At 57.3% G+C, this 13,929-nt stretch carries 11 protein-coding genes; 7 read left to right on the forward strand and 4 right to left on the reverse strand.

The features are described 5' to 3' along the window. Positions 1-300 precede the first annotated feature (300 nt). From fruB to fruA, 3 genes are read left to right on the forward strand one after another with little or no spacing between them, the layout of a single operon-like run. Positions 301-1,431 (forward strand): fused PTS fructose transporter subunit IIA/HPr protein, encoded by a 1,131-nt coding sequence (fruB, locus tag ACJTMZ_RS14755; RefSeq protein ID WP_017693041.1) that lies wholly within the window; start codon positions 301-303, stop codon positions 1,429-1,431. Then, positions 1,431-2,369 carry a 1-phosphofructokinase gene (gene fruK / locus ACJTMZ_RS14760; RefSeq protein WP_006811313.1) on the forward strand — a complete coding sequence of 313 codons (939 nt, stop codon included), beginning with the start codon at positions 1,431-1,433 and terminating at the stop codon, positions 2,367-2,369. Before fruB ends, fruK begins: the two co-directional genes overlap by 1 nt. 16 nt (positions 2,370-2,385) lie before the next feature. Next, positions 2,386-4,071, forward strand: a complete 1,686-nt coding sequence (fruA, locus tag ACJTMZ_RS14765; protein ID WP_015572312.1) for a PTS fructose transporter subunit IIBC — start codon at positions 2,386-2,388, stop codon at positions 4,069-4,071. 74 nt (positions 4,072-4,145) lie between these two features. Here the strand turns inward: fruA and nfo are convergent, their stop codons facing one another. Both nfo and ACJTMZ_RS14775 read right to left on the reverse strand, forming a co-directional pair. Further along, the gene (nfo, locus tag ACJTMZ_RS14770) at positions 4,146-5,003 is read right to left on the reverse strand and encodes a deoxyribonuclease IV (protein WP_017383389.1); all 858 of its coding nucleotides are present in this window, start codon (positions 5,001-5,003) and stop codon (positions 4,146-4,148) included. Between the two features lie 64 nt (positions 5,004-5,067). Then, on the reverse strand, positions 5,068-6,114 hold the full coding sequence (locus ACJTMZ_RS14775; protein ID WP_033487350.1) for a YeiH family protein: 1,047 nt from the start codon (positions 6,112-6,114) through the stop codon (positions 5,068-5,070). Between the two features lie 97 nt (positions 6,115-6,211). Here ACJTMZ_RS14775 and yieE point away from each other — a divergent pair, with 97 nt between their 5' ends. Together yieE and ACJTMZ_RS14785 are read left to right on the forward strand one after the other, a co-directional pair. Continuing rightward, on the forward strand, positions 6,212-7,078 hold the full coding sequence (gene yieE, locus ACJTMZ_RS14780; RefSeq protein ID WP_103270051.1) for a DNA-binding transcriptional regulator YeiE: 867 nt from the start codon (positions 6,212-6,214) through the stop codon (positions 7,076-7,078). 180 nt (positions 7,079-7,258) lie between these two features. After that, entirely contained in the window at positions 7,259-8,728 is a 1,470-nt protein-coding gene (locus ACJTMZ_RS14785; protein ID WP_006811308.1) for an amino acid permease, read from the forward strand. Between the two features lie 54 nt (positions 8,729-8,782). Here ACJTMZ_RS14785 and ACJTMZ_RS14790 read toward each other — a convergent pair whose 3' ends face one another. Together ACJTMZ_RS14790 and fghA are read right to left on the reverse strand one after the other, a co-directional pair. Further along, a complete protein-coding gene (locus tag ACJTMZ_RS14790; RefSeq protein ID WP_015572315.1) occupies positions 8,783-10,768 on the reverse strand; it encodes a ligand-gated channel protein in 1,986 nt (661 codons plus the stop codon). 266 nt (positions 10,769-11,034) lie between these two features. Continuing rightward, positions 11,035-11,862 carry an S-formylglutathione hydrolase gene (gene fghA, locus ACJTMZ_RS14795; protein ID WP_063134524.1) on the reverse strand — a complete coding sequence of 276 codons (828 nt, stop codon included), beginning with the start codon at positions 11,860-11,862 and terminating at the stop codon, positions 11,035-11,037. Positions 11,863-11,999: 137 nt separating this feature from the next. On the opposite strand from fghA, the gene ACJTMZ_RS14800 reads away from it, so the two are divergent. Beyond that, positions 12,000-13,148, forward strand: coding sequence for a YbfB/YjiJ family MFS transporter (locus ACJTMZ_RS14800; RefSeq protein WP_017383385.1), 1,149 nt, complete (start codon positions 12,000-12,002; stop codon positions 13,146-13,148). Between the two features lie 102 nt (positions 13,149-13,250). Then, positions 13,251-13,919 carry a GTP cyclohydrolase I FolE gene (gene folE, locus ACJTMZ_RS14805; RefSeq protein ID WP_015572317.1) on the forward strand — a complete coding sequence of 223 codons (669 nt, stop codon included), beginning with the start codon at positions 13,251-13,253 and terminating at the stop codon, positions 13,917-13,919. The last annotated feature ends 10 nt before the right edge of the window (positions 13,920-13,929 follow it).

A 13,929-nucleotide genomic window follows, 5' to 3' on the forward strand; every position in this document is an offset into this window, starting at 1 on the left:
ACAGAGGGCAAAATCAAGATTGCCACAATAAATCAAAATAGCATTTCAGTTTATCGCCGTTTCGCTGAAGCGTGCTGAACCTGTTTGCTGAACATCAGCAAAAACCTCCCGACTGAAGAAGAAATGTGCTGCACTTCTAAATTCTGCAACAAGAAATGTAACTTTTCTTGCAACCTTTTGTAGAAAAGACAAGACTTCTTGAAACGTTTCAGCGCTATCTTGTCTGTCCTGACGAAGCAGGTTAGCGCCTGGTTTCTCAGTTAAGCTGAAACGATTCAATTTCAGCAGGAGAGGAGAATCATGTTCCAGTTATCTGTTCAGGATATTCACCCGGGCGAACAGGCCGGGAATAAAGAAGAGGCTATTCGCCAGGTCGCCGCTGCGCTCGTGCAGGCTGGCAACGTGGCTGACGGCTACGTCAACGGCATGCTGGCGCGTGAACAGCAGACCTCCACCTTCCTCGGTAACGGTATTGCAATTCCGCACGGCACCACGGACACCCGCGATCAGGTGCTGAAAACCGGCGTGCAGGTCTTCCAGTTCCCGCAGGGCGTGCTGTGGGGCGAGGGGCAGGTGGCTTATGTGGCGATCGGCATCGCGGCCAGCGGTGACGAACACCTGGGCCTGCTGCGTCAGCTGACGCACGTGCTGAGCGATGATGCCGTCGCGGAACAGCTTAAATCCGCCACCACTGCTGAAGAGCTGCGTGCCCTGCTGATGGGCGAAAAACAGAGCGAAGCGCTGAAGCTGGATAATGAAACCCTGACGCTGGACGTCGTTGCGTCCGATTTGCTGACGCTCCAGGCGCTGAACGCGGCCCGCCTGAAAGAAGTGGGAGCGGCAGATACCACTTTTGTGACGCGCGCCATCAATGATAAGCCATTAAACCTGGGTCAGGGCATCTGGCTGAACGACAGTGCGGAAGGCAACCTGCGTAGCGCTATCGCGGTCAGCCGTGCTGCGGTTGCCTTTGAGACAGACGGCGAACGCGCCGCGATGCTGGTAACGGTCGCCATGGCGGACGATCAGCCGGTATCCGTGCTGAAGCGTCTGGGCGATCTGCTGCTGAACAATAAAGCTGAAAAACTGCTGAACGCAGACGCGGCGACGGTGCTGGCCCTGCTGACCAGCGACGATGCGCTGACGGATGACCTGCTGAGCGCAGAGTACGTGGTGCGTAACGAACACGGCCTGCATGCCCGTCCGGGCACCATGCTGGTGAATACCATTAAACAATTTGCAAGTGAGATCACCGTGACCAATCTGGACGGTTCGGGTAAACCAGCCAACGGGCGCAGTCTGATGAAAGTTGTCGCGCTGGGCGTGAAGAAAGGCCATCGTCTGCGCTTTACCGCGCAGGGTGCGGATGCTGAACAGGCGCTGAAAGCGATTGGCGACGCCATCGCGGCCGGTCTGGGGGAGGGCGCATAATGAGCAGACGTGTTGCGACCATTACGCTGAACCCGGCTTACGATCTGGTGGGCTTCTGCCCGGAAATTGAGCGTGGCGAAGTTAACCTGGTGCGGACGACCGGCCTGCATGCCGCAGGAAAAGGGATTAACGTGGCGAAGGTGCTGAAAGATCTCGGCATCGACGTCACCGTTGGCGGCTTCCTCGGTAAAGACAACCAGGACGGTTTTCAGCAGTTGTTCAGTGAACTGGGCATCGCTAACCGTTTTCAGGTTGTGCAAGGCCGTACCCGCATCAACGTTAAGCTGACCGAGAAAGACGGTGAAGTGACCGATCTGAACTTCTCCGGCTTCGAAGTGACCCCGGCTGACTGGGAGCGCTTTGTTGCCGATTCCCTGAGCTGGCTGGGCCAGTTTGACATGGTGTGCGTCAGCGGCAGTCTGCCGTCCGGCGTCAGCCCGGAAGCGTTCACCGACTGGATGACGCGCCTGCGCAGCCAGTGCCCGTGCATTATTTTCGACAGCAGCCGCGACGCGCTGGTCGCCGGTCTGAAAGCCTCGCCATGGCTGGTTAAGCCTAACCGCCGCGAACTGGAGATCTGGGCGGGCCGTAAGCTGCCAGAATTAAAGGATGTGATTGACGCTGCCCATGCGCTGCGCGAGCAGGGTATCGCTCACGTGGTGATTTCGCTGGGTGCAGAAGGTGCCCTGTGGGTGAACGCCTCCGGGGAATGGATTGCCAAACCGCCTTCAATGGAGGTGGTCAGCACCGTGGGTGCCGGGGATTCGATGGTTGGCGGCCTGATCTACGGTCTGCTGATGCGCGAATCCAGTGAACATACCTTACGTCTTGCTACCGCCGTTGCGGCCCTGGCCGTGAGCCAGAGCAATGTCGGTATTACCGATCGTACCCAGTTAGCCGCGATGATGGCGCGCGTTGACTTAAAACCTTTTAACTAACAGCAGGAGAGGAATAATGAAAACGCTGCTGATCATTGACTCCGGTCTCGGACAGGCTCGTGCCTATATGGCGAAGACCCTGCTGGGCGCGGCGGCACAAAAAGCGCATCTGGATATCATTGATAACCCGGGTGATGCTGAAATGGCGATTGTTCTGGGCGACAAAATCCCCGCTGACAGCGCCCTGAACGGCAAAAAAGTGTGGCTGGGTGATATTAATCGCGCGGTGGCACACCCTGAACTGTTTCTGAGCGAAGCAAAAGGTCATGCGACGGTTTACAGCGCACCTGTTGAGGCGGCGCCGGTTGCCGCCGCTGGGCCGAAACGCATTGTTGCGGTAACGGCCTGCCCGACAGGTGTGGCGCACACCTTTATGGCGGCTGAAGCCATTGAAACCGAAGCGAAAAAACGTGGCTGGTGGGTGAAGGTTGAAACCCGCGGCTCTGTTGGTGCGGGCAATGCCATCACGCCTGAAGAGGTGGCGGAAGCCGATCTGGTGATTGTGGCGGCGGATATCGAAGTGGATCTGGCGAAGTTTGCCGGCAAGCCGATGTACCGTACCTCTACCGGCCTGGCGCTGAAGAAGACCGCGCAGGAGTTTGATAAGGCGCTGGCAGAAGCCAAACCGTATCAGGCAACCGGTGCGGCTAAAACTGCGACCGAAGGGAAAAAAGAGTCTGCGGGCGCGTATCGTCACCTGCTGACCGGCGTGTCCTACATGCTGCCGATGGTGGTGGCGGGCGGCCTGTGTATTGCGCTCTCCTTCGCCTTTGGTATCGAGGCGTTTAAAGAGCCGGGCACACTGGCGGCCGCGTTGATGCAGATTGGCGGCGGCTCCGCGTTTGCGTTGATGGTGCCGGTGCTGGCGGGCTTTATCGCCTTTTCCATTGCTGACCGTCCGGGTCTGACGCCGGGTCTTATCGGCGGTATGCTGGCCGTGAGCACCGGTTCTGGCTTTATCGGCGGTATCATTGCCGGTTTCCTCGCCGGTTATGTGGCGAAGCTGATTAGCTCGAAACTGAAGCTGCCGCAGAGTATGGAGGCGCTGAAACCTATCCTGATCATCCCGCTGATTTCCAGCCTGGTGGTCGGTCTGGCGATGATTTACCTGATTGGTAAGCCGGTCGCGGGCATTCTGGAAGGTCTGACCCACTGGCTGCAAACCATGGGGACGGCGAACGCGGTGCTGCTGGGCGCAATCCTCGGCGGTATGATGTGTACCGACATGGGTGGTCCGGTGAACAAAGCGGCATATGCGTTTGGCGTTGGCCTGCTGAGTACCCAGACCTACGCGCCGATGGCGGCGATCATGGCGGCCGGTATGGTGCCTCCGCTGGCGCTCGGTCTGGCGACGATTATTGCCCGCCGTAAGTTCGATAAAGCGCAGCAGGAAGGCGGTAAAGCGGCGCTGGTGCTGGGCCTGTGCTTCATCACCGAAGGCGCAATCCCGTTTGCGGCACGCGATCCAATGCGTGTTCTGCCGTGCTGTATCGTGGGTGGTGCGGTGACGGGGGCTATCTCCATGGCGGTAGGTGCGAAACTGATGGCGCCGCACGGCGGTCTGTTCGTCCTGCTCATCCCTGGCGCCATCACGCCGGTGCTGGGTTATCTGCTGGCGATTGTTGCCGGTACGCTGGTGGCAGGCCTGTCTTACGCGGTGCTGAAGCGCCCGGAAGCGGAAGTGGTCGCAAAAGCAGCCTAAAAGAGGTGTCGGGTGGCGGCTTCGCCTTACCCGACCTACAAAAAAAGCCGGGTGCGTAAGCAGCCCGGCTTTTTTTATGCCGCCTGTTCAGCGGTTTGCTGCGCCTTCAGCCAGGCAATCTCTTCCGCCCAGATATCCGGGTTAATGGTTTCGAGCACCATCGGAATACCGTCGAAGCGGGCGTCCTGCATGATAAAGCGGAACGCATCATGGCCGATGTTGCCTTCGCCCAGGCTGTGGTGGCGGTCAACGCGGCTGCCGAACGCGCTTTTCGCATCGTTTAAGTGCATACCGCGAAGGTATTTAAAACCGACAATACGCTCGAACTCCTCGAAGGTATTTTTCGTGGCCTCGGTTGTGCGCAGGTCATAGCCGGCGGCAAAGGCGTGACAGGTATCGATGCACACCCCCACGCGGGATTTATCTTCCACGCCGTCGATGATCGCCGCCAGATGCTCAAACTTAAAGCCGAGGTTGCTGCCCTGACCGGCGGTATTCTCAATCACCGCCGTCACGCCCTGGGTTTTATCCAGCGTCATGTTGATGGACTCGGCGATGCGCGCCAGACAGGCGTCTTCGTCAATCTGCATCAGATGGCTGCCGGGATGGAAGTTCAGCAGCGTCAGCCCCAGCTGTTCACAGCGCTGAACCTCATCCAGGAACGCTTCGCGGGATTTTTCCAGCGCCTCGGCAACCGGGTGACCGAGGTTAATGAGGTAGCTGTCGTGGGGAAGGATTTGGCCAGGCCCGTAGCCGTATTTCTCACAGGCGGCTTTGAAATCATCAATCACTTCAGCGGTGAGCGCTGCGGCGCGCCACTGGCGCTGGTTTTTGGTGAACAGGGCGAAAGCGGTCGCCTCGATTTCGGCGGCGCGAATGGCGGCATTCGCAAGGCCACCGGCAGCGCTGACGTGCGCTCCAACATATTTCATAAAAAGACTCCTGTTAACCCGAAATGCCTATGATAGCGGGTTAACAGGAGAAGGACGAGATGGTTTATGCTAACAGGCTGTGCACGGCGAGGTTAATCGCACCACCGCCAACGATTAGCCAGATGAACAGCACCAGCGCCATCAGCAGCGGTTTCGCGCCGGCTTTTTTCAGCGCGCTGACGTGTGTGGTGACGCCCAGCGCCGCCATCGCCATCGCCAGCAGGACCGTATCCAGCGTCACCAGCATATCCACCATCGCTTTTGGCAGCAGGTGGAAAGAGTTGAAGACAGCGACCACGATGAACAGGATCGCAAACCACGGAATGGTGATTTTGCTTTTCTCGCTGCCGCCTGCCGGAGCAAGCTGTTTAACCCGCGCCGCGAGGAAAATCAGGAACGGGGCCAGCATCATCACGCGCAGCATTTTGGCGATGACCGCCGCGTTTTCCGCTTCCGGGTTAATGGCGTGACCTGCCGCCACCACCTGCGCCACTTCGTGCATGGTTGAGCCGATATAAATGCCGTAGGTTTCCGGACTAAACCAGTGCGCCACCAGCGGATACATGGCCGGATACAGGAAGATCGCCAGCGTACCGAAGATAACTACCGTTGCGACGGCAACCGTGACTTTACTGGCTTCGGCTTTAACGACGGGTTCTGTTGCCAGTACCGCCGCCGCGCCGCAGATGCTGCTACCCGCACCGATCAGCCAGCTGGTCTGTTTGTCCAGCCCAAAGATCTTCTGGCCGATAAAGCACGCCAGTAAAAAGGTGCTCGAAAGGGTCAGGACGTCAATGGCAATCCCGCTGACACCGACATCCGCAATCTGCGAAAAGGTGAGACGGAAGCCATAAAGGATGATCCCGAGACGTAATAAATGCTGCTTGGCGAAAAGCACGCCGCCGTCGCAGGATTTCCAGATGTGTGGATAAACGGTGTTCCCGACCACCATGCCAAGCAGAATGGCCAGCGTCAGGGCGCTGAACCCTGCGCCGGCAACCGCCGGTATACTCCCGCCCCATAAAGCCACGCCGGTAACCACGGCGCTGAGCGCGAGACCCGGCACGAAGTGCCACACTGTACGATGATGTTGTAAGGTGATTTCTGACATAACCTTCTCCTTTGTCTGGCTAAAGGTTACGGCGCTCTGGCTTAAAAATAAAATTGATTATATATTTATAATCAATCTTTATAAGTGGTAAGCAACCATGCACATTACATTGCGTCAGCTGGAAGTTTTTGCCGAGGTGCTGAAAAGCGGCTCGACAACCCAGGCGTCACAAATGCTGGCGCTCTCGCAGTCCGCCGTTAGCGCGTCCTTGACCGATCTTGAAGGGCAACTGGGCGTTCAGCTTTTCGACAGGGTAGGAAAGCGGCTGGTGGTGAACGAACATGGCCGCCTGCTGTACCCGCGTGCCCTGGCCTTGCTGGAGCAGGCAACGGAGATCGAACAGCTGTTCCGCGAGGACAACGGCGCTATTCGCGTCTACGCCAGCAGCACGATCGGTAACTACATCCTGCCGGAAGTGATTGCCCGCTACCGCCGGGATTTTCCGACCCTGCCGCTGGAAATGAGCGTCGGCAACAGCCAGGACGTGATCAACGCGGTGATCGATTTCCGCGTGGACATCGGGCTTATCGAAGGGCCGTGCCACAACGTGGATATCATTGCGGAACCCTGGCTGGAGGATGAGCTGGTGGTGTTTGCCTCCCCGGCCTCTTCTTTACTCCAGGGCGAGGTGACGCTGGAGCGTCTGGCGCAGGCGCAGTGGATCCTGCGAGAGCAGGGCTCCGGCACGCGTGAGATTGTCGATTATCTGCTGCTGTCCCATCTGCCGCAGTTCCAGTTAGGGATGGAATTAGGTAACTCCGAGGCGATTAAGCATGCGGTGCGTCATGGCCTGGGCATTAGCTGTCTTTCCCGACGGGTGATTGCCGAACAGCTGGAAACCGGCTCTCTGGTTGAGATCCCCGTTCCGCTGCCGAAGCTGGTGCGCACGCTGTGGTGCATCCATCATCGTCAGAAACACCTTTCCAGCTCGCTCCAGCGTTTTCTGCGCTACTGCGCCATTTAACGTTCCCCGGTGGCGCTTCGCTTACCGGGGCTATGTGCGCTTATCACCCCACATTTTTATGCTTTACTTATAATCTTGGCCGAGTCATGAAGCTCTCTTATAACTGAGCATTTCTGCCGGAAGCAACGCAGATCGTCTGCTACAATCGCGCCTCATTTATTGAATGGACAGCATTTTCACATGGTTTCAGAAACTAAAACCACAGAAGCGCCCGCGCTACGTCGCGCACTTAAGGCGCGTCACCTGACGATGATCGCCATTGGCGGCTCCATCGGTACGGGTCTTTTCGTTGCCTCTGGCGCAACAATTTCGGCAGCCGGCCCGGGTGGGGCATTATTCTCTTATATCCTGATTGGCCTGATGGTCTACTTCCTGATGACCAGCCTGGGTGAACTGGCGGCATACATGCCGGTGTCTGGTTCGTTTTCGACCTACGGACAAAAATACGTTGAGGAAGGCTTCGGCTTCGCGCTGGGCTGGAACTACTGGTACAACTGGGCGGTGACCATCGCCGTTGACCTCGTCGCGGCACAGCTGGTGATGACCTGGTGGTTCCCGGACACGCCAGGCTGGATCTGGAGCGCCCTGTTCCTGGCGGTCATCTTCCTGCTGAACTACATCTCCGTGCGCGGCTTTGGCGAAGCGGAATACTGGTTCTCTTTGATTAAAGTGGCAACCGTCATCATCTTTATCGTTGTCGGTGTGGCGATGATCGTTGGTATTTTCAAAGGGGCTGAACCGGCGGGCTGGAGTAACTGGACTATAGGCGATGCGCCGTTTGCCGGGGGCTTCTCGGCGATGATTGGCGTGGCGATGATTGTCGGCTTCTCCTTCCAGGGTACCGAGCTGATTGGTATCGCGGCCGGTGAATCCGAAAACCCGGAGAAGAACATTCCGCGCGCGGTGCGTCAGGTGTTCTGGCGTATCCTGCTGTTCTATGTGTTCGCGATCCTGATTATCAGCCTGATTATTCCGTATACCGACCCAAGCCTGCTGCGTAACGATGTGAAAGACATCAGCGTCAGCCCGTTCACGCTGGTCTTCCAGCACGCGGGTCTGCTCTCTGCCGCGGCGGTGATGAACGCGGTGATCCTGACGGCGGTACTGTCTGCGGGTAACTCCGGGATGTACGCCTCCACCCGCATGCTCTACACCCTGGCCTGCGACGGTAAAGCGCCGCGTATTTTCTCGAAACTGTCTCGCGGTGGCGTGCCGCGCAACGCGCTGTATGCGACCACGGTGATTGCGGGTCTCTGTTTCCTGACCTCCATGTTCGGCAATCAGACGGTCTACCTGTGGCTGCTTAACACCTCTGGTATGACGGGCTTCATTGCCTGGCTGGGCATTGCCATCAGCCACTACCGTTTCCGTCGCGGGTACGTCAAGCAGGGGCATGATCTGAATAATCTGCCGTACCGGTCAGGGTTCTTCCCGCTGGGGCCGATCTTCGCCTTCGTTCTGTGCCTGATTATTACCCTGGGTCAGAACTATGAGGCCTTCCTTGCGGACACCATTGACTGGGGCGCCGTCACGGCCACCTATATTGGCATTCCGCTGTTCCTGATCATCTGGTTTGGCTACAAACTGACGAAAGGAACACGCTTCGTTCGCTACAGTGAAATGGATTTCCCGGAACGATTTAAACAATAACCGCACTTCCTCTCTTTTAGCCCGCTCAGTTGAGCGGGCTTTTTTATGGGCAGATCAGAAGCTGTAGGTCATGCCGACGGTGTAGCGACGGCCATCCAGCACGGTGTCATACGTATCGTAATCAATCTGCTTATCGAGCACGTTATACACACCGGCAGTAACCAGCAGGTTTTTGTTGGCGTTGTAGCGCATACCGACATCAACCTGAGTGTAGGACGGCGTACCCTGGGACATTGACGTGCGGCTCAGGTACTCAGACGTTTTACCGCGCAGGTTCAGACGGCTCCAGAATCCGACATCTGGCGTCGCCTGCCAGTCCAGGGTGGTGTTGAACATGTGTTTCGGCATTTTGTTCAGTGGCTTGCCGGAGAACTGGCCGCTCTTCTGCTCAGACTCCGTATAGGTGTAGTTTGCAGTCCAGTTCACATCGCGCGTGATTTTCCACCCGAAGGAGGACTCCACACCGCGCATGTTGGCTTTGTCCACGTTGACGCGATCGCTGACGAAATCATAGCTGTGATCGCCAATCGTACAGGCGGGATCGGCGCTGCTGTTACAGCGCCGAACTTCCGTAATCTTGTCCTTGAAGTCGGTATTAAACAGCGTTACGCCGGCATTCAGGTTATCGTTGTTATCCCAGAGCAGGGCGAGCTCTTCGCTCAGGCTCTTCTCTGGTTTCAGATCCGGGTTGCCAACGATGATACCGTCAAGACGGCCGCCACCCGTTACCTGGCCCCAGCTGGCAGACGACTGACGCAGATCCGGCGCACGATAGCCAGCCGAAACCCCGCCTTTTAACGTCCACTGATCGGCCAGGTGCCATACGCCGTAACCGCGCGGCGTCCAGTTAGTACCGTAGTTTTGGTCTTTGTCCATACGCAGGCCGCCGGTCAACGTAAAGCTTTCCGTCATTGCCCATTCATCTTCGGCAAACAGGGCCCAGCTCCAGCGCGTCAGTTTGTTCAGGCCGTCAGCAGCTTCCAGCTGATTACCCTTGTCGCGCAGTTTCTCATAACGATACTGCCCGCCGAGGGTCAACGTATGATCGCCGAGGAAAATCTGGTTCTGGTTGTTGAAGGTGGTGTTATAGGAGCGCATTTTGCGACCTGGATTATTGGTCTCTTCCTGCTGGATATAGCTGGTGGTATTGAAGTCGTCGTAATACCCGCTGTGCGTTAAGGAGTAGGTCGTGTGCTCATAGCGCGAGTCGCTTTTGGTATTTGGCGTACAGGTTGTTCCCCGGCAGGTTTCAGCCGCTTTCGACATCCCCGGGGTGCTGTTTCTGTCCTGAAGCTCGCGAGCAAAGTCGAGGTCGAAATCGTTCTTCTCGTCCGGCGTGAAGTTCAGCGTAATGCCACCGTTACGCATTTTCTGCTCGTTATAGCCGTTCACGATTTTATCTTCTGCGCGGCGTGACAACAGCCCCGTCACTTTTGCGCCCAGCAGTCCGTCGATCAGGGGACCAGAAGCGTAGGCGTTGGTCTGGAAGATATCGCCGGAATCATTGTTTTCCTGGAAGGTCGCATCGCCATGCAACGAACCGGTCCAGGCTTTAGTGTTCGAGACTTTTTTGGTAATGACGTTAATTACGCCACCCATAGCATCGGAGCCGTAAAGCGAGGACATCGGGCCGCGGATGACCTCGATGCGCTCAATGGACTCCAGCGGCGGCAGCCAGCCTTGTTCAATACCCGAGTTGTCGCTGTTGGGGCGGGTGCTTCGCGTACTGACGCGTTTGCCGTTCACCAGGAACAGGGTGTACTGAGAGGCCATGCCGCGAATACTGATATCACTGCTGCTCCCGCCGCCAGTGACGACAACGCCCGGGACGTCTCTCAGGGCATCGGTAACATCACGGTAGGCTTTATCTTCAATCTGCTGTTTTGAAATCACAGAGATGGAGGCGGGGGCATTCTGGATTTTTTGTTCAAAACCCGTCGCGGTGACGACAACGGTGTCCTGATCGGCTGCGTGAACGAAGGGGGAACATGTGGCAGCGCCAATGGCGACGGCCAGGAGCTTAATGCGCGGTATTGTCATTTGTACATTCCGTATAAAAATGAATAAAACTCCATCGGGATAACCCTGAGAACTGTATGTTTTTGTCTTGTAAGAACTCTTTGAGATGGAGAAGAGCCTGGAATTGTACAAAAGAATGTAGAATTGTAAACACAAATGATAATTGAAATCATTTGTGTTTGGGTGTCGGAGACAGAAATCAGGCTGGATTCAAGCGGATAGAAGTATGTAAAGAGGGGGAGGGGAAGACCCGGTAGGCAGGAGGGCTACCGGGCAAAAGGCGGAACTTATCTGAACAGATGCTCCGCATGGAAGCGGAGATGATCCTCAATAAAGGACGCCATGAAGTAATAGCTGTGGTCGTATCCCGGCTGAATGCGCAGCGTTAGCGGCCAGTCCTTCTGGCGCGCGGCTTCCGCCAGCACCGCAGGCTGTAGCTGTCCGGCGAGGAACTGATCCGCATCGCCCTGATCGATAAGCATCGGGATCGCATTCACCGAATCGCTCGCCAGCATCAACGCGCAGCTGTCCCATTCCTGCCATTTTTCTGCTTCTTCACCCAGATAGTGCGTAAAGGCTTTTTGCCCCCACGGCACCTGCGTTGGGTTCACAATCGGCGCAAATGCGGACACGCTGGTGTATTTCCCCGGATTTTTCAGCGCCATTATCAGCGCCCCGTGGCCACCCATCGAATGTCCGCTTATCGCGCAGCGCTCGCTGACCGCGAACTGAGAGTGCACCAGGGCAGGCAGTTCATCGCGAATGTAGTCATACATGCGGTAATGGCTCGCCCACGGTTCTTCCGTGGCGTTGAGATAGAACCCGGCGCCTTTACCCAAATCGTATCCGGCATCGTCGGCCACGTCATCGCCACGCGGGCTGGTATCTGGCATCACCAGCGCAATGCCCAGTTCGGCGGCAATACGCTGGGCACCCGCTTTGGTGGTGAAGTTTTCGTCGTTGCAGGTCAGGCCTGAAAGCCAGTACAGCACCGGTGGATTGTCCGCAGGGGGCAGGAAAATGCTGAACGTCATAGCACAATTCAGCGTGGTGGAGTCGTGCCGCCAGCGCTGCTGTCGACCTTCAAAACAACGATGCTCTTCGAGCAGTTCCATGCAGGGCTCCTTAAAGGTAAGACGATTCATAAAACGCATAATACAGAGTTTTCATTGACCTGTGAGCAACTTTCACTTTCGCAGGACGGCGAGATGTTGCATCATAAATTTACTTTTCTTTAACAATTGGAGCGATCATGGCGCTGCGTATCGCGCTCAGCGGATTTGTGGTTCTGGTCGTGGCGATGGGGATAGGGCGCTTCGCCTTCACGCCTCAGGTGCCGCTGATGATAGCCGCCGGGCAACTCACGCTTACCAGCGCGGGGCTGGTGGCGGCAATGAACTATCTGGGCTATCTGGTGGGGGCATGGGATGCCATGCGCGCCCATCGCTTCGTTGAAACGCGTCTCTGGCTTGGCATCACCGGTGCGGTGGCGCTAACGCTGCTCTCCGCGGCGGCAGATAATGCCGTTGTTCACGGTCTGCTGCGCTTTGTGATCGGCTGCATGAGCGGCTGGTCGATGGTGCTGATTGCCGCCTGGACCAACGAGCGGCTGGGGCAGCTGGGCAAACCGGGACTCAGTGCGGCCGTCTTTGCCGGACCCGGGGCCGGCATCGCCCTGAGCGGCTTGCTGGCGGTCTATATTCAGGCGAAATCCTTGTCCGCCGGGGCGGCATGGCAAATCTACGGCGTACTGGCGCTGGTGCTGATTGTGCTGGTGGCGCGCTACCTGCCGCGGTCCGGGCAGCTCCATCGGCCCGGTACCGCGCCTGAACCGCTGCTGCTGACCGCAGATCTCAAGCGTCTGGTCTGGAGCTACAGCCTGGCAGGGTTCGGCTATATCCTCCCGGCGACCTTTTTATCGCAAATGGCGGCGGTGCGTTTTCCTGGCAGCCTGTTTGCCCAGTTTGTCTGGCCGATATTTGGCGCCGCCTCGGTGGTGGGAATTGCGCTCAGCATTGCCCTGCGGCATACATCAAGCGCTAACCGCAGGCTGGCGATTGTTCTGTGGTTACAGGGGATTGGCGTGCTGGCGGCCTGGCTGCTGCCGGGCATAGGCGGCTTGCTGACGGGTGGGCTGCTGGTGGGCGGCGGGTTCCTCTGCGCCGTGCAGCTCTCTCTTTTGTACGGTCGCGAGCTGGCGCCAGACCACACGCGTTATATGGCGGGACTGCTCACCACCGGGTATGCCATTGGTCAGCTGGTGGGTCCGGTCACGTCGGCACTGTCGACCTGGCTCACGCATCGGCTGGAACCTGCGCTGGGGCTGGCGGGGATCGCGCTGTTCGTTGGCGGAGCGTTAGTCTGGAACCGTCAGGCTGAAAGGCAACAGCAATTGCAATAATTATCGTCGTGAATACTGGATTATGTGCGTCGCCTCACGCACAATGAGCGCACACTTTTGCCACAACGAGGGCAAAAGACGCCACACCTGCAGGAGAAAAGAATGTCATCACTCAGTAAAGAAGCAGCCCTTGTCCATGAAGCGCTGGTTGCGCGCGGTCTTGAAACGCCACTGCGCCCGCCCGTGCAGGAGCTGGACAATGATACCCGCAAGAGTCTGATCGCCGGCCATATGACGGAGATCATGCAACTGCTGAATCTCGATCTGAGCGACGACAGCCTGATGGAGACGCCGCACCGCATCGCGAAGATGTACGTCGACGAAATTTTCTCCGGCCTGGATTACGCGAACTTCCCGAAAATCACCGTCATTGAAAATAAGATGAAGGTCGATGAGATGGTGACGGTACGCGATATCACGCTGACCAGCACCTGCGAGCATCACTTTGTGACCATCGATGGTAAAGCGACGGTGGCCTATATTCCAAAAGATACGGTCATTGGCCTGTCCAAGATCAACCGCATCGTGCAGTTTTTTGCCCAGCGTCCGCAGGTGCAGGAGCGTCTGACGCAGCAGATCCTGACCGCACTGCAAACTCTGTTGGGTACTAACAACGTGGCGGTGTCTATCGACGCGGTGCACTACTGCGTGAAGGCGCGCGGCGTGCGTGATGCAACCAGCGCAACCACCACCACTTCGCTGGGCGGCCTGTTCAAATCGAGCCAGAACACCCGCCAGGAGTTCCTGCGCGCCGTGCGTCACCACAACTAATCAGACAGGG

The organism is Enterobacter sp. DN (assembly GCF_046054285.1).
In the GTDB taxonomy this organism is placed as follows: domain Bacteria; phylum Pseudomonadota; class Gammaproteobacteria; order Enterobacterales; family Enterobacteriaceae; genus Enterobacter; species Enterobacter hormaechei_C.

Excerpts from the sequence above, each read along its gene's own strand:
- fruB (WP_017693041.1), top strand. The coding sequence starts at position 301 with ATGTTCCAGTTATCTGTTCAGGATATTCACCCGGGCGAACAGGCCGGG.
- fruK (WP_006811313.1), top strand. The coding sequence starts at position 1,431 with ATGAGCAGACGTGTTGCGACCATTACGCTGAACCCGGCTTACGATCTG.
- fruA (WP_015572312.1), top strand. The coding sequence starts at position 2,386 with ATGAAAACGCTGCTGATCATTGACTCCGGTCTCGGACAGGCTCGTGCC.
- nfo (WP_017383389.1), bottom strand. The coding sequence starts at position 5,003 with ATGAAATATGTTGGAGCGCACGTCAGCGCTGCCGGTGGCCTTGCGAAT.
- ACJTMZ_RS14775 (WP_033487350.1), bottom strand. The coding sequence starts at position 6,114 with ATGTCAGAAATCACCTTACAACATCATCGTACAGTGTGGCACTTCGTG.
- yieE (WP_103270051.1), top strand. The coding sequence starts at position 6,212 with ATGCACATTACATTGCGTCAGCTGGAAGTTTTTGCCGAGGTGCTGAAA.
- ACJTMZ_RS14785 (WP_006811308.1), top strand. The coding sequence starts at position 7,259 with ATGGTTTCAGAAACTAAAACCACAGAAGCGCCCGCGCTACGTCGCGCA.
- ACJTMZ_RS14790 (WP_015572315.1), bottom strand. The coding sequence starts at position 10,768 with ATGACAATACCGCGCATTAAGCTCCTGGCCGTCGCCATTGGCGCTGCC.
- fghA (WP_063134524.1), bottom strand. The coding sequence starts at position 11,862 with ATGGAACTGCTCGAAGAGCATCGTTGTTTTGAAGGTCGACAGCAGCGC.
- ACJTMZ_RS14800 (WP_017383385.1), top strand. The coding sequence starts at position 12,000 with ATGGCGCTGCGTATCGCGCTCAGCGGATTTGTGGTTCTGGTCGTGGCG.
- folE (WP_015572317.1), top strand. The coding sequence starts at position 13,251 with ATGTCATCACTCAGTAAAGAAGCAGCCCTTGTCCATGAAGCGCTGGTT.